The 23,577-nt window shown below is 60.5% G+C and carries 21 protein-coding genes; 17 read left to right on the top strand and 4 right to left on the bottom strand.

The genetic code is table 11. From position 1 onward, the window contains the following. The first annotated feature begins 157 nt into the window (after positions 1 to 157). The 9 genes from FHT87_RS02190 to FHT87_RS02150 all read left to right on the top strand — a co-directional run bounded on the left by FHT87_RS02190 (position 158) and on the right by FHT87_RS02150 (position 10,068). Positions 158 to 952 (top strand): DeoR/GlpR family DNA-binding transcription regulator, encoded by a 795-nt coding sequence (locus FHT87_RS02190; RefSeq protein WP_183799125.1) that lies wholly within the window; start codon positions 158 to 160, stop codon positions 950 to 952. After that, the gene (locus FHT87_RS02185; RefSeq protein WP_183799122.1) at positions 949 to 1,911 is read left to right on the top strand and encodes a BadF/BadG/BcrA/BcrD ATPase family protein; all 963 of its coding nucleotides are present in this window, start codon (positions 949 to 951) and stop codon (positions 1,909 to 1,911) included. The genes FHT87_RS02190 and FHT87_RS02185 overlap by 4 nt, the downstream gene beginning before the upstream one ends. Further along, positions 1,912 to 3,195 (top strand): sugar ABC transporter substrate-binding protein, encoded by a 1,284-nt coding sequence (locus FHT87_RS02180; protein ID WP_183799119.1) that lies wholly within the window; start codon positions 1,912 to 1,914, stop codon positions 3,193 to 3,195. Continuing rightward, positions 3,192 to 4,109, top strand: coding sequence for a sugar ABC transporter permease (locus FHT87_RS02175; protein WP_183799117.1), 918 nt, complete (start codon positions 3,192 to 3,194; stop codon positions 4,107 to 4,109). The genes FHT87_RS02180 and FHT87_RS02175 overlap by 4 nt, the downstream gene beginning before the upstream one ends. Further along, positions 4,109 to 4,966, top strand: a complete 858-nt coding sequence (locus FHT87_RS02170; RefSeq protein WP_183799114.1) for a carbohydrate ABC transporter permease — start codon at positions 4,109 to 4,111, stop codon at positions 4,964 to 4,966. The genes FHT87_RS02175 and FHT87_RS02170 overlap by 1 nt, the downstream gene beginning before the upstream one ends. Before the next feature lie 11 nt (positions 4,967 to 4,977). Next, a complete protein-coding gene (locus FHT87_RS02165) occupies positions 4,978 to 5,934 on the top strand; it encodes an SIS domain-containing protein (RefSeq protein WP_183799111.1) in 957 nt (318 codons plus the stop codon). Continuing rightward, positions 5,931 to 7,232 carry a D-tagatose-bisphosphate aldolase, class II, non-catalytic subunit gene (locus FHT87_RS02160; protein WP_183799108.1) on the top strand — a complete coding sequence of 434 codons (1,302 nt, stop codon included), beginning with the start codon at positions 5,931 to 5,933 and terminating at the stop codon, positions 7,230 to 7,232. Before FHT87_RS02165 ends, FHT87_RS02160 begins: the two co-directional genes overlap by 4 nt. Positions 7,233 to 7,308: 76 nt before the next feature. After that, positions 7,309 to 8,373 carry a sn-glycerol-3-phosphate ABC transporter ATP-binding protein UgpC gene (gene ugpC / locus FHT87_RS02155; RefSeq protein WP_183799105.1) on the top strand — a complete coding sequence of 355 codons (1,065 nt, stop codon included), beginning with the start codon at positions 7,309 to 7,311 and terminating at the stop codon, positions 8,371 to 8,373. Between the two features lie 504 nt (positions 8,374 to 8,877). Then, complete coding sequence (locus FHT87_RS02150; protein ID WP_183799102.1) at positions 8,878 to 10,068, top strand: MFS transporter; 1,191 nt, start codon at positions 8,878 to 8,880, stop codon at positions 10,066 to 10,068. Between the two features lie 24 nt (positions 10,069 to 10,092). Here FHT87_RS02150 and FHT87_RS02145 read toward each other — a convergent pair whose 3' ends face one another. Next, positions 10,093 to 11,106 (bottom strand): LacI family DNA-binding transcriptional regulator, encoded by a 1,014-nt coding sequence (locus FHT87_RS02145; protein ID WP_183799099.1) that lies wholly within the window; start codon positions 11,104 to 11,106, stop codon positions 10,093 to 10,095. A 180-nt stretch (positions 11,107 to 11,286) separates the two neighbouring features. Between FHT87_RS02145 and FHT87_RS02140 the strand changes: the two genes are divergently transcribed. The 5 genes from FHT87_RS02140 to ugpC (FHT87_RS02120) all read left to right on the top strand — a co-directional run bounded on the left by FHT87_RS02140 (position 11,287) and on the right by ugpC (FHT87_RS02120) (position 17,470). Then, on the top strand, positions 11,287 to 12,531 hold the full coding sequence (locus FHT87_RS02140) for a sugar ABC transporter substrate-binding protein (protein WP_183799096.1): 1,245 nt from the start codon (positions 11,287 to 11,289) through the stop codon (positions 12,529 to 12,531). A gap of 80 nt (positions 12,532 to 12,611) precedes the next feature. Next, the gene (locus FHT87_RS02135) at positions 12,612 to 13,532 is read left to right on the top strand and encodes a sugar ABC transporter permease (protein ID WP_183799093.1); all 921 of its coding nucleotides are present in this window, start codon (positions 12,612 to 12,614) and stop codon (positions 13,530 to 13,532) included. Further along, positions 13,532 to 14,401, top strand: coding sequence for a carbohydrate ABC transporter permease (locus tag FHT87_RS02130; RefSeq protein ID WP_183733101.1), 870 nt, complete (start codon positions 13,532 to 13,534; stop codon positions 14,399 to 14,401). Before FHT87_RS02135 ends, FHT87_RS02130 begins: the two co-directional genes overlap by 1 nt. 29 nt (positions 14,402 to 14,430) lie before the next feature. Beyond that, positions 14,431 to 16,362, top strand: coding sequence for a beta-L-arabinofuranosidase domain-containing protein (locus FHT87_RS02125; protein ID WP_183799090.1), 1,932 nt, complete (start codon positions 14,431 to 14,433; stop codon positions 16,360 to 16,362). A gap of 10 nt (positions 16,363 to 16,372) precedes the next feature. Next, positions 16,373 to 17,470, top strand: coding sequence for a sn-glycerol-3-phosphate ABC transporter ATP-binding protein UgpC (gene ugpC, locus FHT87_RS02120; RefSeq protein WP_183733107.1), 1,098 nt, complete (start codon positions 16,373 to 16,375; stop codon positions 17,468 to 17,470). 45 nt (positions 17,471 to 17,515) lie between these two features. Here the strand turns inward: ugpC (FHT87_RS02120) and FHT87_RS02115 are convergent, their stop codons facing one another. Then, positions 17,516 to 18,814 (bottom strand): alpha/beta fold hydrolase, encoded by a 1,299-nt coding sequence (locus FHT87_RS02115; protein ID WP_183733110.1) that lies wholly within the window; start codon positions 18,812 to 18,814, stop codon positions 17,516 to 17,518. 96 nt (positions 18,815 to 18,910) lie between these two features. Here FHT87_RS02115 and FHT87_RS02110 point away from each other — a divergent pair, with 96 nt between their 5' ends. The 3 genes from FHT87_RS02110 (at position 18,911) to FHT87_RS02100 (ending at position 22,802) form a co-directional block, all read left to right on the top strand. Beyond that, positions 18,911 to 20,056, top strand: a complete 1,146-nt coding sequence (locus tag FHT87_RS02110; protein WP_183799087.1) for a Xaa-Pro peptidase family protein — start codon at positions 18,911 to 18,913, stop codon at positions 20,054 to 20,056. A gap of 437 nt (positions 20,057 to 20,493) precedes the next feature. Then, entirely contained in the window at positions 20,494 to 21,678 is a 1,185-nt protein-coding gene (locus tag FHT87_RS02105; RefSeq protein ID WP_183799084.1) for an alpha-D-ribose 1-methylphosphonate 5-triphosphate diphosphatase, read from the top strand. Positions 21,679 to 21,842: 164 nt separating this feature from the next. Continuing rightward, positions 21,843 to 22,802: a trypsin-like peptidase domain-containing protein gene (locus FHT87_RS02100; RefSeq protein ID WP_183799081.1), complete on the top strand. Its 960-nt coding sequence runs from the start codon at positions 21,843 to 21,845 to the stop codon at positions 22,800 to 22,802. Positions 22,803 to 22,910: 108 nt separating this feature from the next. Here FHT87_RS02100 and FHT87_RS31360 read toward each other — a convergent pair whose 3' ends face one another. Then, positions 22,911 to 23,045: a hypothetical protein gene (locus FHT87_RS31360; protein ID WP_281411196.1), complete on the bottom strand. Its 135-nt coding sequence runs from the start codon at positions 23,043 to 23,045 to the stop codon at positions 22,911 to 22,913. 51 nt (positions 23,046 to 23,096) lie between these two features. After that, positions 23,097 to 23,513, bottom strand: coding sequence for an organic hydroperoxide resistance protein (locus FHT87_RS02095; protein ID WP_183799078.1), 417 nt, complete (start codon positions 23,511 to 23,513; stop codon positions 23,097 to 23,099). Positions 23,514 to 23,577 lie beyond the last annotated feature (64 nt).

The following is a 23,577-nucleotide window of genomic DNA, read 5'->3' as shown; positions in this document are numbered from 1 at the left end:
GCGGCGTCTTTCGGGACGGTGCGCCTTTGTTTTTTGATCACGAACAAGCAATTGGCAGGGTAGAAAAGATCATAAACGATCATAATTCTGATTGACATTGATCGAATTGGGTGGGAGCTTTGACGCAAGCAGACAGGATTGCAGCAAGGGATAGCCAGTGAACCAGAATGGCGGAGTGAAGACCGATCGGCTGGATGCCATCAGAAGCCATCTCTATGCGAAGGGTTTCTCGACCATTCAGGATCTGGCCGATGCCGTCGGCGCTTCGCTCGCGACCGTGCGGCGTGACCTGCAGATCCTCGAACAGGACGGCGCTATCGATCGGGTTCATGGCGGCGCCCGCATCGCCGAGGGTTCTTCGGTCGAGCTCGCCTTCCAGGAGCGCGAAAAGCGTCATCTTTCGGCAAAGCGCGCAATCGCCAATGCGGCCTATGAGATGCTCCTGCCCCGCACGGCGATCTTTCTCGACGCCGGCACGACGGTTCTTCAGCTCGCCCGGCTGATCCGCATCAATCCTATGCCGCTGCGCATCTTCACCAACGGCCTGATCGTCGCCCAGGAATTTCTCAATATTCCAAACCTCGAGGTCGTCCTTCTCGGCGGCCAACTGCGCAGTGAAAACGCCTCGCTCGTCGGTCCGCAGGCCGAGGCGATGCTGGAAACGATCTGGTTCGATCAGCTGTTTCTGGGTGCCAGCGCCATCAGCCCTGATGGTGCGATCTACAGCGTGGACAGCGCGGAAGCGAGCCTGAACCGGTGCATGCTGTCACGTTCAGCCAACGGCTATGTGCTCGCGGACTCCTCGAAATTCGGGACGATGGCAACTTACAAGGTCGCGCCTTTGAATGCCGCAAAGCTCATCACCGACAAGGGCCTGACACCACAATGGCGCGCCGAGCTCGCCAACTTCGGCGTCGATACGACCTTCGCCGAACTCGGAGCAAGAGAATGAGCGGAGAGCTGATCCTCGGCATCGATGGCGGCGGAAGCAAGGTGCTCGTTACATTGGCCGATAGAGACGGCCATATTCTGCGCGCAGCGCTCGGCGGCGGCGTCAATCCCATGGATAATCCGGACTGGCGCCACGAATTGGAGCGACATATCCGACCGTTCCGCAATGAGCCGAGGCTGGCTGCCGTCGGCGCGGCCTTGCCGGCCTATGGTGAAGTCGCGCGTCTTTCCGCTCTTCAGAAGCAATGCATCGACGAAGCCTTTCCGGACATCCAAAAGGCCGTGCTCAATGATGTCGACGCCGCCCATCTTGGCGCATTTGCCGGTCGTCCAGGCATCCTCGTCCTGTCGGGAACCGGCTCCATGTCCTGGGCGCGCAATGGCGCTGGGCTGTCGACCCGTGCAGGCGGCTGGGGCGATGTGATCGGCGACGAAGGCAGCAGCTACTGGATCGGTCGCGAAGCGCTCCATCTCATCAGCCAAAGTCTTGATGGACGAGCCAAGCCGACGGCACTGACGAAGGCAATTTATGATGATCTCCAGCTCGACATCTCCGATCCGATCAATGCTCTCGGCGGTTGGATCAACGGGCTTGCGCGACCACGCGCGGGTATTGCCGCCCTCTCCATCCTTGTCGACAGAACCGCCCAGCAAGGCGACGAAACGTCGATCAGTCTGATCGAAAAGGCGGCCGACGAGCTTGCCAAGCATCATTGGGCGATATCAAGCCATTGCGAGGCCGGCGCCGACTGGACTTATGCGGGCGGCACCTTTTCCAGCCGTCTCCTGCTTGAAGCCGTCGAACGGCGGATCGGCCGGCGGGCGATTTTACCTGTACTTCCTCCCATTGGCGGCGCGCTTCTGGCCGCCGCCCAACTTCTCGACTGGCCGCTGGACGAAGGCTGGTTCGGGCAAATCGCGGTCGAGGCTGAAGCCGTGATCGCGCGATCAAGACAATGAATGTCAACGATAACGAAGGATGGGAACATGCGTAAATTTATATTGCCTTTGCTTGCCTCAGCAGCCTTGGCGATTGCCCTGCCTGCCATGGCAGACGACGCCAAGCCGCTTGCCGGCCAGTCGATCACGGTCCTGATGCCATCGCCGCAGGGAGCCACGGTCGCTGCAGATTTTGAAGCCGAGACCGGCATTCATGTCGATCTCCAGACCCTGTCATGGGACGACATCCGCCCGAAACTCGTAACGGCGCTGGTCGCCGGCACGGCGCCGGCCGATGTCACTGAATTTGACTGGTCCTGGACGGGTCAGTTCAGCGCCGCCGGCTGGTATATGCCGCTGAATGACGTGATCGATAAGGATACCGTCGAAGATATCGGCGTTGCCAAGATCTTCACCGTCGATGGTCAGTTGCTCGGCGTTCCCTACACCAACGACTTCCGCGTCATGCTTGTCAACAAGAAGCACTTCACGGATGCCGGCGTTACCGAGATGCCGAAGACACTTGACGCGCTGGTCGCCGCGGCCAAAAGGATCAAGGAGAAGGGCATCTCCACCTATCCGATCGGCCTGCCGCTCTCGGCAACGGAAGGTGCCTCGACAAGCTGGTATCTGCTGACCAAGGCCTTCGGCGGCGAACTCTTCGACAAGGACTTCAAGCCGCTTTTCCTCACGCCCGATTCAGCCGGCTACAAGGCGCTCGCCTTCGAACTCTCGCTGCTGAAGGACGGACTGGTCGACCCGGCCTCGACGGGTCTCAAGGACAGCCAGATCAACGAGAGCATGTTTGCCCAGGGACTGACCAGCATCATGATCTCGGGCGAACCCGGCCGCCTGGGTCAGATGAACGATCCGAAGCAATCCAAGGTCGCCGGCCAGGTGGAAGCGATCCTGGTGCCGACCGCAAGCGGTCAGACGCGCAGCTTCGGCCTTCCGGAAGCGCTCGCCATACCGAACGTGTCGCAGAACAAGGAAGCGGCAGTCGCATTCGTCAAGTGGTTCACCAGCAGGGAGTTCCAGAAGAAGAATGCGGCGAACGGCTTCCTGCCGACACGCACCTCGGCTCTTTCCGAACTCAATACGGAAGGCAAGCTGACCAGCGGCGACGCACTTGTCGCGCAGTCGAAGACCGTCGAGCCATTGTTCCAGCAGGGAACGCCGCCGTGGTACCCGCAGTTTTCAAGCGCGGTAAATACGGCGATCAACAGTGCGGCGAAGGACCAGATGACGGTTGATCAGGCCATGCAGGCCATCGCTGATGCCGCCAAGCAGGCGATGGCCCAATGACAACAGTCACCGCTGAAGGTGTCGCAGCCAAGCGTAGTGTCGGCCTCAACGCCGACACCATGCTCGGACTGCTGCTGGTGCTGCCGATCCTTGTGACGATGGCAGCACTGGTCTTCTACCCGATGGGACGAACGGTTTGGGACTCGCTGCACCGGGTCAATCCAATGCAGGCGGGAACACCTTTCGTTGGCTTGGAAAATTACATCCGCATGCTGTCGGACGGACAGCTGGCGACGACCTGGACGAATACGCTCATCTATGTCGTTCTCGCCGTCGCTGCCGAAACCGTCTTTGGCGTGCTCGCCGCAGCGCTCATCAATCAGGTGAAAGTCGGGCGCCAATGGGTGCTTGCGGCCGTCATCCTGCCCTGGGCGCTTCCCGGCGTCGTCAACTCCGTCATCTGGCTGTGGATCTACCAACCCGGTGCCGGCCTCTTGAACGGCATCCTCGTCGCACTTGGCCTGCCCTTCGAAAATCACGTCTGGTTCAACGACCGGACGAGCGCGATCATCGCGGTCACCGTCGTGCATGTCTGGCGCATGATGCCGCTGACGATCGTCATCGTGCTCGCCGCCATGCAGAGCATCCCGGCGCATCTCTACGAGGCCGCCCGTATCGACGGCGCGACGCGAGTGCAGATGTTCAGCCTGGTGACGCTTCCGCTCGTGCGCAGCGCCATTGCCGTTGCCATGACGAACGCGACCGTCAACGCCTTCAACCTCTTCGACGAGGCCTGGGTACTGGCCGGGTCGAGCCTCGAAACGCGGCCGATCCTCGTCCAGATCTATCTCGAGACATTTCAGAACCTGCGCTTCTCCTACGGCATGGCGCTTTCGGTCGTCATCACGCTGGTCTCGCTGCTCGTCTCGCTCGTCTACGTCCTGCGCGTTTATCGCAACACACGGTTCGACTGATGAAACCAAGCTTTCTCCATCGCCTGACGATTTGGGCCGGTCTTGCCGTGCTGCTGATCTGGTCGCTCGGCCCGATCTATTGGACGCTCGCAAGCTCCGTGACGCCGACGGAAGATTTTTCCACGCGGCCGATCCGCTTCTTCCCGCAGCATTTCACGCTCGACCATTATTCGCGCCTACTCGGAATCAACATTGCGCGGATCGGCGGGGTGGAAGTATGGAAGCAGTTCCGTGCAGCGCTGCTCAACAGCGTGATCACGTCTGCCGCCGCCACGGCTCTCTGCGTCGCGATCTCGGCACTCGGCGCCTATGCATTCACCCGAATACGCTTTCCCGGGCGTCAGCTTCTGTTTGGCGCTGTCGTCGCGACACTGGCCATCCCTGCCTATGCGGTGCTGATCCCGCTCTATCAGATCATGATCAAGATGCACCTGGTTGATACCTATACCGGGGTCTCGCTGATCTATGTCTCGGCCTATCTGCCGCTCTCGCTATGGCTATTGCGCAGCGTCTTCGAGCAGCTTCCGATCGCGCTCGAAGAGGCGGCACAGCTTGATGGCGCGGGTCGCCTCTTCATCTTCTTCCACATCGTGCTGCCGCTTGCCGGCCCCGGCCTGACGGCGGCTGCCATCCTGACCTTCCTGGGGGCCTGGGGCCAGTATCTCGTCCCCCTCATCTTCTCGCCGCAGGCGACAAAACCCCTGACGGTTCTCATTCCCGAATTCGTCACCAAGAACTTCATCGACTACGGGCTGATCACTGCAAGCGGATCGATTGCGATCGTCATCCCTGCCCTCGTCGTCATCTTCCTCAACCGTTACCTCGTCAGCGGTCTGCTGGCTGGTTCGGTCAAATAATCGGAGACATCATGAACACGACCGAAAAGGTAATCTTCGAGCAGTTCCCTTATTGGGAAAAGGCTATCGGCTCGAATGCTGCCAGCGGCAAGACAGACGATCTCCTCGTCTTTGTCGGTTGCGGCACCTCTTTCAACCTCGCCTTGTCTCTCGCCGCCTATGCCAATAGCCTCAAGCGCAAGGCGATCGCAGTTCCCGGCGCGGAGTGGCTGAACCGACCCTCATCCTTCTGGCCGGAATGGCAAAAGACGCATGTGGTTGCGCTCTCGCGAAGCGGCGAAACGACGGAAACGGTTGCCGCCGCCAAGGCGAGCCGCGCCGCAGGCGCCTTCGTGACTGGCGTGACGGTCGAGCCCGAAAGCACGCTTGCGAAAAACTGCGACCAGCTGATCTGCTCTCCGACCCATCCCGACGAAGGCATCGTCATGACGGTTTCAGCAAGCCTCATGGTGTTGCTGAGCCTGCAGATGATCGGCCAGACCGTCCCGGCCTCGGTCGTCGCATCGGCTCAAAAGCTGGCGAACGCGCTCGATGCCGCGCTCCCGGATATCATCAGGGATCGCTCGCACTTCGTCTTCCTGGGCGGCGGGCCGCTTTTCGGCATCGCCCTCGAAGGCGCCCTCAAGCTGATGGAAATGAGCCAACTGATGACTCAGGCCTTTCATCCGCTCGAATATCGCCACGGACCGATCAGCCTCGTCGACGAAAAGACGGCAGCCGTCATGCTTTACAGCTCGGACCAGAGACAAGCCGAGGCCAAGCTTGTCGGCGAACTGCGCGAGAAGGGGGCTATCGTCATCGGTCTCGGCGGCCCCGGCGATCTGGAGCTTCCCGTCGATGTCGACCTGTCGCTCGCCGGTCTCGTCGTCCTGCCGGCCCTGCAGATCCTCGGCGAACGCGCCGCGCAGGCGCGCCACATCGATACCGTCTCGCCACGCCACCTCACCAAGGTCGTGACACTGGTATGAGCACCGCAATCGACCAGAACCGCCGGATCGCCCTGGCAAAACTTTTCGGCGGAAGGGAGCTGCCCCTGCCGCGCGGCATCACAGCGGTGTGCTCCGCCCATTCGCTTGTGATCGAAGCGACGTTGCGACGTGCGGCCCTGCAGGGAGAAGCGGTCCTCATCGAGGCGACCTGCAACCAGGTCAATCAGGAAGGCGGCTATACCGGCATGACGCCGGCGGACTTCCGGGCCTTCATCGAGCAGATTGCAGGGAGTATCGGTTTTCCCACCAGTCGCATCATACTCGGCGGCGACCATCTCGGCCCGAACCCGTGGAGAAAGCTCGGCGCCGAGGATGCCATGGCGCGAGCCGAAGCCATGGTGATGGCCTATGTCGAGGCCGGTTTCGAAAAGCTGCATCTCGATACGTCGATGGGATGCGCCGGTGAGCCGGTCGCACTTGCCGACGAGCTGACTGCCGCAAGGGCAGCGCGCCTGGCGAGGGCGGCGGAAGATGCTGCCAACCGCATCGGTGCTCGCTTACCGGTCTATGTCGTCGGCACCGAAGTGCCGCCGCCGGGCGGCGCAACGCATGCTTTGGCCGAACTCGAGGTCACGCGACGGGAAGCCGCTTTGAGCACGCTTGATGTTCATCGCCAGGCTTTTATCAAAGCGGGCGTCGGTGCGGCACTGGAGCGCATTATCGCCATCGTCGTCCAACCGGGCGTCGAATTCGGCAACGCCAATGTCGCGCTCTACAAGCCGGATCATGCACAGATGCTGATCTCGGCACTCGATGAGATGAAGGGTCTGCTGTTCGAAGCCCATTCCACTGACTATCAACCGGCCGCTTCGCTTTCGGCGCTCGTCGATGGCGGATTTGCGATCCTGAAAGTCGGCCCTGGGCTCACTTTCGCATTGCGCGAAGCCCTCTATGGCCTCGACGCGATCGCTGCCATTCTAGCCGGAGACAGGGGCGCTGGCGGGCTGAAAGCGACTATGGAAGAGATCATGCTCGCCGAGCCCGGCCACTGGGCCGGCCACTACGGCGGTACGGCCGAGGAACAGCGCCTGCAGCGGCATTTCAGCTATAGTGACCGCATCCGCTATTACTGGCCCGATGCGCGTGCGGCAGCGGCGGTCGAACGCCTGTTTGCCCTGCTTCCCGACACTATCCCGGAAACGCTGATCAGCCAGCATCTTGCTCGCCTCTATCCCGACGTGGTGGAGAAACGCATCGCACCGAATGCTCGCGAACTCTGCCTCGCCGCTATCGATGCAGCGCTGGCGCCTTACGCTGCCGCAACGGCGCCCCGATAGCAGGCGCGTTCATCACCGTATATCGCTCCGGGTGAGCGAGTGCAGATCGATATCAGTTTTCTAGCCGGAGACAGTTATGGCGTCCGTAAACGTGGCGAATGTACGCAAGAGCTATGGTCACTTCGAGGTATTGCATGGGGTCGACATCGACATCCGCGACGGGGAATTCGTCATCCTCGTCGGCCCTTCCGGCTGCGGCAAGTCAACCTTGCTGCGCATGATCGCGGGGCTTGAAGAGATTTCTGGCGGCAAGGTGTCGATCGGCGGCCGCGTCGTCAATAATGTGGCGCCGAAGGAGCGCGACATCGCCATGGTCTTTCAGTCCTATGCGCTTTATCCGCATATGACCGTCGAGGCGAATATGGGATTTTCGCTGCGGCTGGCGAAGGCGCCGAAGGATGAGATCAGAGGTCGCGTCCGTGACGCCGCGCAGATCCTCGGTCTCGAACATTTACTCGATCGCTACCCGAGAAATCTCTCCGGCGGCCAACGTCAGCGAGTCGCCATGGGCCGCGCGATCGTCCGCCAGCCGCAAGTCTTCCTCTTCGACGAGCCGCTGTCCAATCTCGATGCGAAGCTTCGCGTGCAGATGCGCTCGGAAATCAAGCAGTTGCACCAACGACTGCAAACGACGACGGTCTACGTCACTCACGACCAGATCGAGGCCATGACCATGGCGGACCGGATCGTGGTGATGCGCGACGGCTACGTCGAACAGATCGGCTCACCGCTCGATCTCTACGACCGGCCGGCCAATCTCTTCGTCGCCGGCTTCATTGGCTCACCGGGCATGAATGTCATCAGGGGCAAGATCAGCAGTTCGGGACCGTTGGAATTCATTGCTGATGGTGGCGCGCGCCTGCCGCTGCCGGAAAGTGCTTCGTCAGCGCGAGGCTCGGAGGTGATCTATGGCATTCGCCCGGAACATCTTTCCGTCAATCCGAACGGCGTGAGCGTCGAGGTGGCGGTGATCGAACCCACCGGCGCCGAAACCCAGATTAATGCCAGGCTCGGATCGGATCCGGTTGTCGCCACGGTGCGGGAGCGTCTTTCCCTGCAGGCCGGCGACACCGTCAGGATGATGCCGGATCTCAGCAAACTGCATCTCTTCGACGCCAAGACCGAAAAGCGCCTGTCTTGAGAGGAAAACTTGTTTTTTACTTAATTTTGAATGGTCAACATTATGCATGCGATCCGCAGGCAAGTATCGTCGCCAGTGTTAGCAAGCTGGGCTTTATCTCGCATAGATTGCGTCCATTTCCATCGCTTGGTCGACTTCGAAACCAGCTCCCTGTAAATGGATGAGCTCAGCAAGGCGCCGAAGACATCCTGAGGCGGGTGACGGTCCTTCCATCAACAGATACGAATACTTGGCGCTGCCGAGCATTTCTGGCAGCTCCAGGGCTCATATGGCAAAGCGTCTATCCAAGACAGGTGTGCGATCTCAAGCGGCATTTGTGCGGCTGATGGCTTGCGTCCCTGCATGGCCTGGCAGAGTCCGCAAATCCCTTAGAAACCAGTTAAGGTTGTTGTTGCGGTAATCGCCAACAAGATATATCTCGGAAATGCCACTCGAAATTGTCCTTTTCGCCGTCGTTGCGACTGAGGTCCAACTCCCGAACCGATCACATCCCGGAGCGATCGAATGCACATCCAGCCGCAACACCGGATCTATGTCTGCTTCTTTCTCTTCGCCATATCGATGGGAGCATTGCTCTCGCGATTGCCTGACCTTCAGGATGCGCTGGGCGTCAACAAGTCCGAACTCGGCCTCACGCTGATCGGTGCGGCGATCGGTGCGCTGATTTCCCTGACCTTCGCATCCCCACTCATTGCCCAGTTCGGCGCGCGCAAGACAGCGTTTCTGACGGTGCTCGGTACGTCCGCTCTGCTGGCAACCATCCCCTGGGCCAACGCCGCCTGGTTGGTTTTCTTCATTCTTTTCTGCGAAGGCCTGCTGGCAGGCGCGTTGGAGATCAATCTTAATGTCGAGATCGACCGCATCGAAGCCCAGCTCGGTCGCGGCGTGATGAATAGGGCGCATGGCTTCTGGAGCCTTGGTTTCTTCCTGACCGCGCTCGTTGGCTCGGCCGTTCGTCAAGCGGGCGTGCCCATGCATCTCCACCTCGCACTGACATTCACCTTCGTTCTGATCGTCGGCACTATCGTTATTTCGGGCATCAAGAATGCGCCGGCTCGTGATGAGGGTGAACATGTAGAAGGTCCGAGCATCGCGCTGCCGACATGGGGACTGATGCCGCTTTGCGTGATCGGTATTGCCGCCTTTCTCGTGGAAGGCGCTGGCATCGACTGGTCAGCCATTTATATGCGCGATGCCTTCGCAGCCGAGCCCTTTATCGGCGGCCTTGGGCTGACGCTGTTTACATTCTTCATGGCCGTGGCGCGGCTGTTCGTCGATCCGCTGGTCGATCGATTTGGCGCGCGTGCTGTCGCGACCTTTCTGCTGATTCTCTCCGTGGGGGGCCTCTGCGCCGTCTGGCTCGCGCCACACCCCTATGTCGCGCTGCTCGGCTTCGCGCTGATGGGCGGCGGCTGCAGCGCAGTCTACCCTCTGGCGGTTTCCGCGGCAGCCCAGCGGACCGATCGTCCGGCCCATCTGAATGTCGCAGCCCTCGGGCAGATGTCCTTCGTCGTCTTCTTTCTGGCACCCCCGCTGCTCGGGTTTGTCGCTGAACACGCGGGCATCAGGGTCGCTTATCTCGTCTGCTTGCCAGTTATCATTGCGGCCTTATGCCTGACGAAAGCGCTGAAGTCGCGCGGAACTGACAACAGAGCGGGGATCAAGAGCGAGACCAATCAGGCAGCGCGCGTATAGATGATCGACCAGAACTGGCTGACCTCAGGCTTGGCCGGGTTGGTCAGCGGAACGGCGAATGACAAGTGTACAGGGCAATCTCTCAACACCGGGTGCGACCGTCTCGCCTTTCGATAAGCCGAGGATCGCAAGTCCCGCCCGGTGACCGAGTTCCTTGAGCTCCATATCGACCGTCGTCAAAGGCGGACGCGTCTGCCGTGAGACGACCTCCCAATTATCGAAACCGACGACCGCGATATCGTCGGGGATGGAGATGTTTCTGTCGCGCAACGCATCAATGACGCCGCGGGCGATCTCGTCGCTGCCGCAGAAGATCGCGTCCGGTTTTGCACCGGATCGCGAGAAGACGGTCTCGATCGCCGCATGTCCCCATTCTTCTGACCAGTCGCCGAACATGACCTCGGCCGTCGGCCCGACGAGCTCCCGGTAGGCCTCGGCGCGAATGCAGGCGGCGCGATAATTCTGCTCGCCGGTGATGTGAAGGATGCGCGAGCGGCCGAGGCGCTGGAGATGTTCGACCGCAAGCCGCGCGCCCTGGGCATCATCGGGATGGAAGCTGACGCTGTCCGACGGCCCCTGCGCGAAAACATAGACGACCGGGATACGCAGCTTGGTCAGTTCCGGCGGCGGCTCGAGGTCGATACGCGTCGCGGTGAAAATGATCCCGTCGACCTGCCGGTCGAGCAGCGCTTCGAGGTGTAGTTTCGCAAGCCTCGGATTGTTGTTGGTGGCGCAGAGGAAGAGCGAGACACCATGGTCGACCAGCACTTCCGACACGCCTGATGCCATCGGTAGTGTCAGACGTCCATAGGTATCGTTGGTCAGCATGCCGATCGCGTGGCTGCGCTTGGTCAACAGCCCACGCGCGAGAGCATTCGGACGGAATCCGATCTCCTCGGCGATCCTTCTCACCTTTTCGCGCGTCTCAGCATTGGTCCGCCCGGTACCGTTCAGCGCGTTCGAGGCCGTTGAAATACTCACGCCCGCAGCCTTCGCCACGTCACGGATCGTATGCCGGCCGCCGCTTGATTCCTTCAAAATCCCACCCGTTCAACTGGCTTGTTAAAACCTTTTAGCAGAAATAATTTAGTTGCTAAAAGGTTTTAACAAAAACATGGCCTTTTCATGCATACAGCCTGTCGACATAAAAAATTTTCTCCTTTAACGTCGTCTTTGTCTCGAGGCAGAGGAGCCTCGCATAAGAGAAGGGGAACCCGCATGTTACATTTGAAAACCACCATTGCCGTCGTTGCGCTGCTGGCGAGCTCTTCTCTCGCCAGCGCCGAAGAAATCACGCTATGGGTGCGGACGTCTTCGGGCGCCGTGCTTCAGGGCCTGGCTGAAAAATACAACGCCTCGCATTCCGACAAGGTTAACGTCACCCAGATCACCGCCGAGCAGATGGTTCCGAAGCTCGGTGCCGCGATTGCCGGTGGTGCAGCGCCTGATGGCGCGGTCCTCGACCTGATCTACCTGCCGACTTTCGCGGCCAATGACAGCCTTGAAGACATCAGCGATTTCGTCAAGAGCCTGCCGTATTCGGCGGCGCTAAGCCCGTCGCATATCCGCCTCGCCACTTATGACGGCAAAGTCTACGGCGTGCCGGCGCTGCCCGATGCCTCGATCATCGCCTACAATACCGACCTCTTCAAGAAGGCCGGCCTCGATCCGGAGAAGGCTCCGGCCTCACTCGAAGAGATCGCTGCCGACGCCAAGAAGATACACGCGCTCGACAAAGAAACCTACGGCTTCTACTTCGTCGCCAATTCCGGCAGCTGGCTGATCTACGACTTCCTGCCGCATCTTTGGGCCGCCAATGCCGACGTGCTCTCCGAAGACGGCCGCACGGCCACCGTCGACACGCCGGCGCTGCGCGACACCATTGCCGCCTATCGCGACATGTGGAAAGAGGGCGCCATTCATCCGACCTCCCGCTCAGGCAACGGCAACAACGCCGTCGAAGCCTTCGCCTCCGGCAAAGTCGGCATCCTCATGACCGGTTCCTACATCGTCAACCTGCTGACGAGCAAATATCCCGACGTCAAGTTCGCGGTCGCCCCGATCCCAGGCCCGAAGGGCGGCGCATCGAGCTTTGCCGGCGGCGATACGGTGGCCCTCATCAAAGGCATCAGCGAGGAGAAGAAGAAGGTCGCGCTCGACTTCGTGAAATTCTACATGGAGCCTGAGCAGCAGGTCTATATCACCCAGGAATCCGGCATGCCGTCGCGCACGGACCTCGCCAAGGAAGCCTATGCCAAGTTCGATCAGCGCAATCTCATCGCCTACGACATCCTGGCCAAGGCACGTACGCCCTACACCTTCTCCTCGGATGAGCTGTTCGTGAGCCGCACCGGCCCGTTCCTCAATCTGATCCAGGGCACGATCTTTGGCGACGATGTCGATGGTTCGATCAAGAAGGCGCAAGGCGACTTCACCAAGATCCTCGACCGCACCAATCCGTAATTGTACCGAAGCGGGGCGGCCTTCCGCCCCGCACATCCCGGATTGCCGACATGCGGTTTTGAAATCTTCGAGGAAAAATAGTGGTCGACACACCGACAACTGGTATCAAACAGCCGACCTCCGGGGAGCTGGAGCCGAAGGGCTGGCTGGGGCTGGCCTTCATCCTGCCCGGCTTCCTCTTCATCCTGGTGCTGTTTCTCGTCCCGCTCGCCATGACAATATGGATGAGCTTCTACAACTGGCCGCTGCTCGGGCGGAAAAAATTCATCGGCCTCGCCAATTACGGCGAGCTCTTGGGCGACACGCAGCTCTGGCATTCGCTGGGCTTCACGATGCTCTACACCCTGCTCGTAACGGCGGCGATTTTCGTAGTGGCCTTTCCGCTGGCACTGCTCGTCGATCGCCCGCTGCGCTCGGCCGGCTTCTTTCGCACGATTTTCTTCATGCCTGTCGTGATCGGCTTCGGCGCAGCCTCCACCCTCTGGATGTGGCTACTCAACCCCGATAGCGGCGTCTTCGCACAGGTCCTGCGTGGCATCGGCTTGATCGACTCTGCGCCACGCCCGCTCGAAAGCTTCTGGCCGGCGATGGCCGTGGTCGTCCTGATGGTCGTCTGGAAGACCGCCGGCTTCACCATGGTCATCCTGCTGACCGGCCTGCAGGGCATTTCCAACGATGTCATCGAGGCCGCCAAGATCGATGGCGCCAGCGTCTTCAGCCGCTTTCGCCGCATTACCCTGCCGCTGATGCGCAATTCGCTGGTGCTGGCGCTGGTGCTCAACGTCACCTCCTCCATGCTTGCCTTCGACCAGTTCTTCATCATCACCCAGGGTGGGCCGGAAAACAGCACGATCTCTGCGGTATTTTCGATCTACCTGGCGTCCTTCTCGTCCTATCGGCTTGGCTACGGTTCGGCGCTCTCCTTTGCGCTGCTGATCGTGCTGGTCGCCATCAGCGCCATTCAATTCGTGCTGTTGCGCGAGCGCCCGGAGGAAGGCTAATGACCTCGACCCAATCCAATACAAATAATAATCCGCGTGACGGCCAGGCCGGCTACCTGCTCTTCCTGCTCGTATCGATCCTGCTCGCGATCTTCTTCATCATGCCGATCGTCTGGTCGCTAGCGAATTCCTTCAAGCCGGCAGCCGAGGCGCTCGCCAATCCGGCTGCGCTGTTTTCCAAGACCTTCTCGCTGGAGAATTACCGGCGGCTCGAGAATGTCGGCGCCGGCTGGTATGTCTACGCCGCCAATTCGGTGATGATCGCCATCGGCACGGTCGTGCTGACGGTCGTCGTCTCGGTGCCGGCCGGCTATGGCTTCTCCAAATTCAGGTTTCCGGGTCAGTCGATCCTCTTCGTGCTGATCATGGCAACGATGATGATCCCGTTCCAGTCGATCCTGACGCCGCTGTTCCTGATCCTGAAGCTGCTCGGCCTGCAGAACAACCTGTTCGGCCTGGTGCTGATCTATGTCACCTTCCAGCTGCCGTTCTCCGTCTTCATGATGCGCAATGCCTTCGATGCCGTACCAAAGGCGCTGATCGAAGCGGCCCGCATCGACGGCGCCTCGCAGGCGACAATCCTGCGCCGCATCATGTTGCCGATCGCGCTGCCCGGTGTCGCGACGGTGGCGATGTTTGCCTTCCTCAATTCGTGGAACGAGTTCCTGGCGGCGCTCATCTTCCTGTCGGACCAGAACAAGTTCACGCTGCCGATCATGCTGGTGAACGTGTCTTCGGGCCTCTACGGCATCATCGACTGGGGTGCGCTGCAGGCGGGTATCGCGGTCACCATGATCCCCTGCATCATCCTCTTTCTTCTTCTTCAACGCTACTATGTGCGCGGCCTGACGGCCGGCGCCGTGAAATGAGAAGCGGCCCGCCCGCTCAAGGAGTTCCCATGCCCATCGCCCAGAAAACCCCGTCACGATCCCCGATCGACCGATACGTGCCGGCCGACCACACCCGCGTCGCCTTCAATGGCGGCTTCTGGAAGAGCTGGACGGAGACCGTCCGCGACGTGACCATTCCAACCCAGCATATGCGGCTCGATGAGGAAGGCTTCCTCGAAGTGCTCGACTTCGACAAGCCGGCCGGCCCGCTGGCGCGGCCCATCCAGCCGAGTGGCCTGTCGATGCAGCATTTCTTCGATTCCGATTTCGGCAAATGGATCGAGGCAGCGAGCTACACGCTGAAGAACAGTCCGAACCCTGACATCGAGGCGAAGATCGACGCGATCGTCGAAAAGCTCGAACACGGCCAGATGGCCGACGGTTACCTCAACAGCTGGTTCATCCGTCGCGAGCCGGAAAAGCGCTGGACCAACCTGCGCGACCTGCATGAAATGTATTCGATGGGACATCTGCTGGAAGGCGCCGTCGCCTATTTCGAGGCGACAGGCAAGCGTCGCTTCCTTGACGTGATGATCCGCGCCGTCGATCACATCATCGACACCTTCGGCCGCGAGCCGGGCAAGCTGCGCGGCTATGATGCGCATGAGGAAATCGAGCTGGCCCTGATCAAGCTCTACCGCGTGACGAGGGATCCCCGGCATCTAAAGCTTGCCACCTATTTCGTCGACGAGCGCGGTCAGGTGCCCTCCTATTACGACGAGGAGGCGCGCAAGCGCGGCGAAGACCCGGCCAGCTACGTCTTTCAGACCTATGCCTACAGCCAGGCCCATATGCCGGTGCGCGAGCAGACACAGGTCGTCGGCCACGCGGTGCGCGCCATGTACCTGTTCTCCGCCATGGCCGACCTTGCCTTCGAGAATGACGACGAAAGCCTGAAAAACGCCTGCGACCGGCTGTTCGACAATCTGGTGGGACGTCAGCTCTATGTCACCGGCGGCCTCGGCCCTTCGGCTTCGAACGAGGGCTTTACCCGCGAATACGACCTGCCGAACGAGACGGCCTATGCCGAAACCTGCGCTGCCGTGGCACTCGGCTTCTTCAGCCATCGTATGGCGCAGATCGAGCTCGACAGCAAATTTACCGACAAGCTCGAAATCGTGCTCTACAACGGCGCACTGTCAGGCATTTCGCGCGACGGCGAGCATTATTTCTATGAGAACGTGCTCGAAAGCCACGGCCAGAACCGCCGCTGGAAGTGGCACTACTGCCCATGCTGCCCGACCAATATCGCCCGCTTCATCACCTCGCTCGGCCAGTACTTCTACTCGACCAAAGCCGATGAGGTGGCAATCCATCTCTACGGCGAAAACGCCGCCGAACTCTCGGTCGGCAATACTTTCCTGCGCCTGACGCAGAAGACGGAATATCCGTGGAATGGCGACGTCAGGATCTCGCTCGGCCTCGAACAGCCGAAGCGTTTCACGCTGCGCCTGCGCATTCCCGGCTGGTGCCGCGATGCCGAGGCCTTCGTCAATGGCGGGGCGATCAAGCTCGATATCAGCAAGGGCTATGCGGCAATCGAACGCGAATGGAAGGATGGCGACGAGGTTCGCCTCTCCTTCGATATGCCTGTCGACCGGCTCTATGCCCATCCGGCCGCAACCGAAGACAATGGCCGTTTTGCGCTACGGCGCGGCCCGGTGATCTTCTGCGTCGAGGAAGCCGATCTCGGCACGGAGCCGCAACGGCTGAGGCTGCCCTCGCAGGGCGAGATTGTCGCAATCTTCGACGACACGCTTCTCGGCGGGGCCACGGTTCTTGAAGGCGATGCGCTGGAAGCCGATGCATCCGACTGGCGGGAAACACTCTATCGCACAGAGCCGCCGGCGCTGAAGCCGAGACGTTTCAGGGCAATCCCCTATCATCTTTGGGCAAACAGAGAGCCGGGCGCGATGGCCGTCTGGCTGCACGAGAAGTAGGGAGATCGCAATGGCACGCCTTGAACTGCGCAACGTGGTCAAATCCTACGGCATCTACGAAGCCGTGCGCGGCATCAACCTCAATATCGAGGACAACGAATTCGTCGTCTTCGTCGGCCCGTCCGGCTGCGGCAAATCGACGACGCTGCGCATGATCGCTGGACTGGAGCATATAACCGGCGGTGATATCGTCATCGGCGATCAGGTCGTCAACCGGCTTGGCCCCGGCAAGCGCGACATTGCTATGGTGTTCCAGAACTACGCGCTCTATCCGCACATGAGTGTCAGGGAAAACATCTCCTTCTGCCTCGAACAGCAGAAGCTGCCGAAAACGGAGATCGACGAGCGCATCAGCCGTGCCGCTGAGACGCTGCATATTACCGAACTCCTGTCGCGGCGCCCCGGCCAACTGTCGGGCGGGCAGCGCCAACGCGTCGCGATGGGCCGCGCCATCGTACGCAATCCCAAGGTCTTCCTGTTCGACGAACCGCTTTCCAACCTCGATGCAAAGCTGCGGGTGCAGATGCGTACCGAGATCAAGCGCCTGCACCAATTGTTGCCGACCACGACCGTCTATGTCACCCACGATCAGGTCGAGGCGATGACCATGGCCGATCGCGTCGTCGTCATGAATGGCGGCATTATCGAGCAGGCCGGTCCGCCGCAGGAACTCTACCATAATCCTGTCAGTCAGTTCGTGGCCGGTTTCATCGGCTCGCCGTCGATGAACTTCCTCAACGCATCGCTCGAGGCCGACGGCAATGGACTGGTCGTCATCCTGGAAGACGGCAGCCGGCTTGCGGTTCCAGTGACGCGGGCTCAGGAATACCTGGCGCATGCCGGCAAGCCGGTCATCTTCGGAATCCGGCCTGAATCGATATCAAGCCTGGCGCAGAAACCCGGCTTTGAAACCATCGAGGCTGATATCGATCTGGTGGAGCCGCTGGGGCCGGAAACAATGATCTATTTCGACATCGGTTCGGTCGGCATATGCGCTAATGTCGATCCGGAGAGCGATCCGCGTCCGCGCACGAAAATGCCGCTCTCCTTCAACATGAACCGTATGCACCTCTTCGATCCCATCGGCGGCAGGTCGCTTTCGGCCTGACGTCTGGCAGGCCCGCGAACGCACCCGAGATGAAGGCCCCTCGGATTATCCGAGGGGACCCCCGCGATCACGCACCATCTGCCTGAGACGTGTGAAGACGGCTGGCGACTGGCGCACGCCGTCATGTTCGAATTCATTCGTCACCCAGGTCCTGACATTGCCGACGTCACGGGCGGTTGCGAGCGACAGCTCGGCATCGACATACATATCGTCGAAATAGACCGCCGCAGCGACCGGGATCTCGCTCGATGACAGCCGCGCAGTATCGTAGAGCGGCTCGAACCCGTCGCAACGCGCCAGCGCCTCCATGGCATCGCGGAACGGCCGCAACGAGCGGATTTCCTCAAACATCCACGGATACATCATCTCGCCGGTCAGATAGAGCGGCCGGCTCTCTTCACCGAATTCGACAAATTCCGATCGGATGCGCTCCGCGGCCCAACCCGTTGCAGTCTTACCCTGCCCGTAAATGCTTTCCTGCAGCACCGCGAACATTGGATTTCCGTCATATGAGGTCAGCGACATGACCGAGGCCAGGAAGGCATCTGAAAAGCGTGTCTCCTCCTGATCGGAGAAGGCCTCGTCCACCAGCCAGTGCACATTCTCGTAACCCGGCGCCATGCCGAAATCGATGCCGATCGTCTGCAGCCGGCGCACCGTCAGGCGATCACCATCCGGAAGCCTGACATCATCGGCGGCAATGCGCTCGGCGATACGGGCGATGCGATCGCGATCAGCCGGATACCGCCGATAATATTCCCGGTTCTTGGCCGCGACGCGCGGATAGGTGCGGCGATAGACGTCATCGGCTGTTGCGGAAAGCCCGGCCAGTCCGCCGGTGACATAACAGGCGGCCAGTCCCTCCGGGGCCTGCGACAGATAGGTCAACGTCAGAAAGCCGCCATAACTCTGGCCAAGCGTCTCCCAGCGTACCCCGCCAAACACGCTCTTCCGGATATGCTCGCAATCGGCAATAATGTTGTCTGCACGGAAACGGCTGAGATAATCGGCCCCTGCCTTCCCATCCGCAAAGGCGGCCATCGTGGCGCTCTCGATGCGGGTGCTTCGTCCGGTGCCGCGCTGATCGAGCAGCACGACGCGGTAATTCTTCAGTGCTTCGCCAAGCCACGAGGGGCCGCCGCCGACCGGACGCGGTGATTTGCCGCCAGGACCACCCTGCAGGAACAGCAGGACGGGCAGTTTTTCCTGTTTACGCGTGGGATCGCAGACCTCGCGCGCAAAGACCTTGATCGATACGCCATCCGGCTTTTTCCAGTCGAGCGGCACGTCGACGAGATGGTCGCGGACATGGACGCCGGGGATCGTGTATTCGCTGACGAGCATGGTCAAATCCTGTAGATTGTTTGTCGACACAGTGCCTACAATTGCCCTATGCTGGAATCAAGCATCTAATTTCGGCAAAAATCACGGATATATAGCGTGTCTCTCCAAGCCTGGTCCCATCCCGTCGCAGCCATCACAGATGAAGAAAGGCAGAGCCGCCTGTCGCGCCTGCGCGAACGCATGCAGGCGCAAGGCATCGCTGCCACCTTGCTCGGCCCGACTGAGAGCTTACGCTATTTCACCGGCCTCGTCTGGCACCTGAGCGAACGCCTGCTCGGCGCGCTCATGACTGACGATAAGCTGATTTATATCGTGCCCGGTTTCGAGCGCAGCCGTGTCGAAATGCTCCCGCATCTGCCGGGTGAGATCGCCGTCTGGGAAGAAGAGGAAAGCCCGGCGGCGCTCGTCTCGCGGCTAGCCGGGCCAACAGGCAAACTCGCCCTCGACGACGCACTGCCGCTTGCCTTCTACCATGCCTTCACCGAACAGATGGGCGCTGCGCGTCTCATCGACGGCGGACCTCTCATCCGCGCGCTGCGTGCCATCAAATCGCCGGCGGAAATCGCGCTCATCCAGCATGCGATGGGCATCACGCTGGATATTCACCGCAAGGTCCGCGATACGCTCGCACCCGGCACCGCGGCTTCGGAGGTGGTTCGCTTCATCGATCAGCAGCATCGGGCGGCAGGCGCCGACGGCGGGTCGACCTTCTGCATCGTCTCCTTCGGTGAGGCAACCGCGCTGCCGCATGGTGCAGATGGTGAACAGATCCTGAAGTCGGGCGATGTCATTCTCGTCGACACCGGCTGCCGCCTCGACGGCTATCATTCGGATCTGACGCGCACCTATATGCTCGACGAAGGCAATGGCGAATTCGAACGCGCCTGGGCGATCGAGCGCGAAGGCCAGCAGGTCGCTTTCGATGCGGCAAAACTCGGCGCACCCTGCGAAAGCCTGGATGCGGCTGCCCGCGACAGTTTCGCGCGCCATGGCCTCGGCCCTGACTACCGCCTGCCCGGCCTGCCGCATCGCGCCGGTCATGGTCTCGGCCTCGAAATCCACGAAGCGCCCTATATCGTTCGAGGCAACGGAACGCCGCTGGCATCGGGCATGTGCTTCTCGAACGAGCCGATGATTGTCTTCCCCAGCAGATTCGGCATTCGCCTCGAAGATCACATCTATATGGCAGAAGACGGCGCGCATTGGTTCACGACTCCGGCTGCAAATCCCTACGCGGTCTGAGTTCCATTGCGCAGACGTGCGAAAAGCCTGTTCGTGCCGGTCACAGCCGCCGCGACTTGCAGCCACGTCAAACTGAGCCGACATCCGCAATAACAGCCCGCAGAAGGAGCGCACGTTAGCGGTCATGGATGGTCCACTCTGACCTGCATAGGATGCATAATCTGCATAGGTTTTTTATTGATCACGTGGGAAATGTCAGATGGTGACATGACAGTCACTAATCTGACATTTCCTAGAGAGCGGTAGAAACTGCCCCTGCATCTCCTGCACCCTATGCGGCACTCGATTAGACGAAAGCGCTTGCCGGTAGCCGGTCGTTTTCGACGAGGCGCCTGCGGATCAATGATCTTGCTGACATGTTTCGTCATCGCAGCAGCGTAACAGGCTAGGTCGTCGCATCGGCAGATCCGACAGATCTAGGATGGATGGAGCGGAGAATGTGGCTAAGTGATTTCGAAGTCGTGCTGCGCGATAGGGTTATACCTCGCGGCGCAGTCAGGATCGAAGGCGGCATCATCGCAGAAATCAGGGAACAGCCAGCGGCCTCCGCCGACATCGACGGCGACGGCAGGCTGCTGCTTCCCGGCTTCATCGACATGCATGGAGACATGGTCGAGCGCGAGATCGAGCCGCGTCTGAATGTGCGCTTTCCTTTGGAGCTCGGCCTCTTCGAACTCGACAAGAAACTCGCCGGCAATGGCATCACCACCGCCTTTGCGGCGCTTTCCTTCCACGGGAACCACGGCTACGGCAACGTCCGCTCGGAAGAACATTCGCGTTCGATTATCCAGACCCTGATTCATCTCCGAAAAAGTGATCTTCTTGTCGACCACAGGGTCCATGCGCGCTTCGAAATCACCTTCACCCATGCCCGCGCCGTGATCGAAGATCTGCTGCGGGCCGGCGCCCTCGACCTCCTGTCGCTGATGGACCACACGCCAGGACAGGGCCAGTATCGCGATGTCGAGCGGCATATCGAGACGATTGCCCGCAACAACAAAATCACGCTTGAACAGGCTGCCCGTCGCGTGCGGGAGCGCATCGAATACCGGACCCAAAACAATGATGCGGTCGACAATCTGGAGGGAATTGCTGCCACCGCGCGCGATCACAGCGTCATTATCGCCTCCCACGACGATGACAGCATCGAAAAAGTTGCGATCGTCGAGGGACTGGGTGCACGCATCAGCGAATTTCCAGTGACGATGGCGGCGGCGCAGGAAGCCCGCAAACTCGGACTGGCAACAGCCATGGGGGCGCCGAACGCGCTTCGCGGCCTGTCCTATTCGGGAAATCTCTCTGCCCGAGAGGCCTACGAGTACGGCGTCCTCGACATTCTGGCGAGCGATTACCACCCCGCCACCATGCTGCCGGCCGCCATCGCGCTTGCAGAAGCTGGATCGGGCGGGCTGCCGGCGTCTGTAGCGCTCGTCAGCGCTAACCCGGCGATGGCGCTAGGGCTTACAGATCGCGGCGCGATCGAAGTTGGCCTGCGTGCCGATCTTGTCATCGCTGAACGCGGTCGTCTGCCACGGCTGAGGGCAACCTTCTGCCGCGGAAAACTGGTCTACTCAGATGGAACGGTTCCGGGATTCCCGGCACCATACGCGATCGCATACTGAAGGCGCTCATCGCGTTTTGCGGAGCTTGCGGCGCATCTCTTGAAAGACAAGCCCGCAAGCCTCACCTGATATCTCTATTGTTCACCTGTCGAACGACAGCCCTTTGCCATCAGCAGTCGCTGCCGGACCTCAACGTCGACGCCTCACGCGTCGGAGAAGATTTCATGGGATTCATTGATCGTGACATTCAGCCGTCATCAGATGCCGGACTGCTGGATGCCTATTCTGAAACGGTGTCAAATGCCGTCGACACGGTCGGCCCGGCTGTCAGCCGGATCGAACGCGTCGGTGGACGGGCCGGCCACGGTTCTGGCTTCGCCATCTCTCCTGATGGTCTCGTCGTCACCAACAACCACGTGGTCGGCGATGCAAAAGCCGTCACCATCAAGACGCCCGAGGGTACGGTTGTCGAAGGCAGGGTCCTCGGCCGGGATGAAGACACCGACCTCGCTCTTATCAGGGCCAATGATTGGTCCGGAGCCTGGGCGCAGCTTGCAGATTCCAAAAAGCTGAAGCGCGGACACATCGCGATCGCCATCGGCAATCCGCTCGGCTTCGAATGGACTGTCACGGCCGGCGTCGTTTCTGCGCTCGGGCGTTCGATGCGAGCAGCCAGCGGACGCTTGATGGAGGATATCATCCAGACCGACGCTGCCCTTAACCCCGGAAATTCGGGTGGCCCGCTGGTTTCTTCCCTGGGCGAGGTAATCGGCGTCAACACCGCCGTCATCCAGGGTGCGCAAAGCATTGCTTTTGCCGTTGCATCGAATACCGCCAAGCACGTGGTATCGGACATTCTGCGCTTCGGAGAAGTCAGGCGCGGATATATCGGCATTGCGGCCGATACGGTCGATCTGCATCGGCGCATTGCGCTTGAAGCGGGCGTTCCGCAGCGGACGACGGTGCGCCTGCGCCGTGTCGAAGACGGCGGCCCCGCCGCAAGGGCCGGCCTTCGCGAAGGTGACTACCTGCTCGCAATCGGCGGTCAGCCGGTGTCGGGAATAGACGACGTCGTCCGGCTTTTGGATGGAACAACAATCGACGCCGAAGTCGATGTGCTGATTTTTTCCGTCGCTGGCCGGATCGAACAGCGCACCGTCCGTCCAACGAAACGGGCGAATTAGCTGGTCACGTGATGAGCGTGCCTGGAAATCAGCCATTCAAGTAACAAGGCACCCGTCTTTCGGAGGGCGCCTTGTCTGTTTGCCTTTCGCGACATGAAATCGCGATGATTATAAGGATCCGGGCGCAACAGCGGCTGCGGCAAGCAAACCAAGCAAAGGCGATGGTTCGTTAGAGAACACGTCGTAGATGCAAGGTGCTGCAAAAACGGTTACGGCCAGAATACAGATGATGATCCTCTTCATCGAAACCTCCGTGGACGCAGCCAAGCCGCACCCAGTTCGTATCCGGAATATTTAGACAAGGTTCAGCTCGACATCGATGTTGCCGCGGGTTGCCTTCGAATAAGGGCAGGTCTGGTGGGCTTCCTCGACGAGGGCGCGGGCCACTTCCGGTTCCAGACCCGGCAGGCTGATGTTCAGGCGCGCCTGCAGGAAATAGGCGTCGCCGGTCATACCGAGATCGACTTCGGCATCGACAGCAGTATCAGCGGGGAGCCTTAGCTTGCGCTTGCCGGCGGCCAGGCCCATCGCGCCGATGAAGCAGGCCGACCAGCCGGCTGCGAAGAGCTGTTCGGGATTGGTGCCGGCCTGGGCGCTGCCCGGAGGCGAAAGCTTGATGTCGAGCTGCGCATCGCTGCTGCGGGCCGAACCGTCGCGGCCGCCCGTGGTATGGGTCTTACCGGTGTAGAGAACCTTTTCAATCGTCGTCATGTGAGCACTCCTTCGTTTCCTGTCGCTGCTCGCGACATCTGGTGACGGAGTGGTTTTGACGATC

The organism is Rhizobium sp. BK316 (genome assembly GCF_014193695.1).
Lineage (GTDB): Bacteria > Pseudomonadota > Alphaproteobacteria > Rhizobiales > Rhizobiaceae > Rhizobium.
The sequence above is the reverse complement of the archived record's forward strand: the minus strand, read 5'-3'. Positions and strand labels throughout refer to the sequence as shown.

Bases quoted from the DNA above. Each gene is read 5' to 3' on its own strand.
- FHT87_RS02140 (WP_183799096.1), top strand. From the start codon at position 11,287: ATGTTACATTTGAAAACCACCATTGCCGTCGTTGCGCTGCTGGCGAGC.
- FHT87_RS02125 (WP_183799090.1), top strand. From the start codon at position 14,431: ATGCCCATCGCCCAGAAAACCCCGTCACGATCCCCGATCGACCGATAC.
- FHT87_RS02185 (WP_183799122.1), top strand. From the start codon at position 949: ATGAGCGGAGAGCTGATCCTCGGCATCGATGGCGGCGGAAGCAAGGTG.
- ugpC (WP_183733107.1), top strand. From the start codon at position 16,373: ATGGCACGCCTTGAACTGCGCAACGTGGTCAAATCCTACGGCATCTAC.
- FHT87_RS02175 (WP_183799117.1), top strand. From the start codon at position 3,192: ATGACAACAGTCACCGCTGAAGGTGTCGCAGCCAAGCGTAGTGTCGGC.
- FHT87_RS31360 (WP_281411196.1), bottom strand. From the start codon at position 23,045: ATGAAGAGGATCATCATCTGTATTCTGGCCGTAACCGTTTTTGCAGCA.
- FHT87_RS02180 (WP_183799119.1), top strand. From the start codon at position 1,912: ATGTCAACGATAACGAAGGATGGGAACATGCGTAAATTTATATTGCCT.
- FHT87_RS02160 (WP_183799108.1), top strand. From the start codon at position 5,931: ATGAGCACCGCAATCGACCAGAACCGCCGGATCGCCCTGGCAAAACTT.
- ugpC (WP_183799105.1), top strand. From the start codon at position 7,309: ATGGCGTCCGTAAACGTGGCGAATGTACGCAAGAGCTATGGTCACTTC.
- FHT87_RS02105 (WP_183799084.1), top strand. From the start codon at position 20,494: ATGTGGCTAAGTGATTTCGAAGTCGTGCTGCGCGATAGGGTTATACCT.
- FHT87_RS02100 (WP_183799081.1), top strand. From the start codon at position 21,843: ATGGGATTCATTGATCGTGACATTCAGCCGTCATCAGATGCCGGACTG.
- FHT87_RS02115 (WP_183733110.1), bottom strand. From the start codon at position 18,814: ATGCTCGTCAGCGAATACACGATCCCCGGCGTCCATGTCCGCGACCAT.
- FHT87_RS02150 (WP_183799102.1), top strand. From the start codon at position 8,878: ATGCACATCCAGCCGCAACACCGGATCTATGTCTGCTTCTTTCTCTTC.
- FHT87_RS02165 (WP_183799111.1), top strand. From the start codon at position 4,978: ATGAACACGACCGAAAAGGTAATCTTCGAGCAGTTCCCTTATTGGGAA.
- FHT87_RS02170 (WP_183799114.1), top strand. From the start codon at position 4,109: ATGAAACCAAGCTTTCTCCATCGCCTGACGATTTGGGCCGGTCTTGCC.
- FHT87_RS02130 (WP_183733101.1), top strand. From the start codon at position 13,532: ATGACCTCGACCCAATCCAATACAAATAATAATCCGCGTGACGGCCAG.
- FHT87_RS02095 (WP_183799078.1), bottom strand. From the start codon at position 23,513: ATGACGACGATTGAAAAGGTTCTCTACACCGGTAAGACCCATACCACG.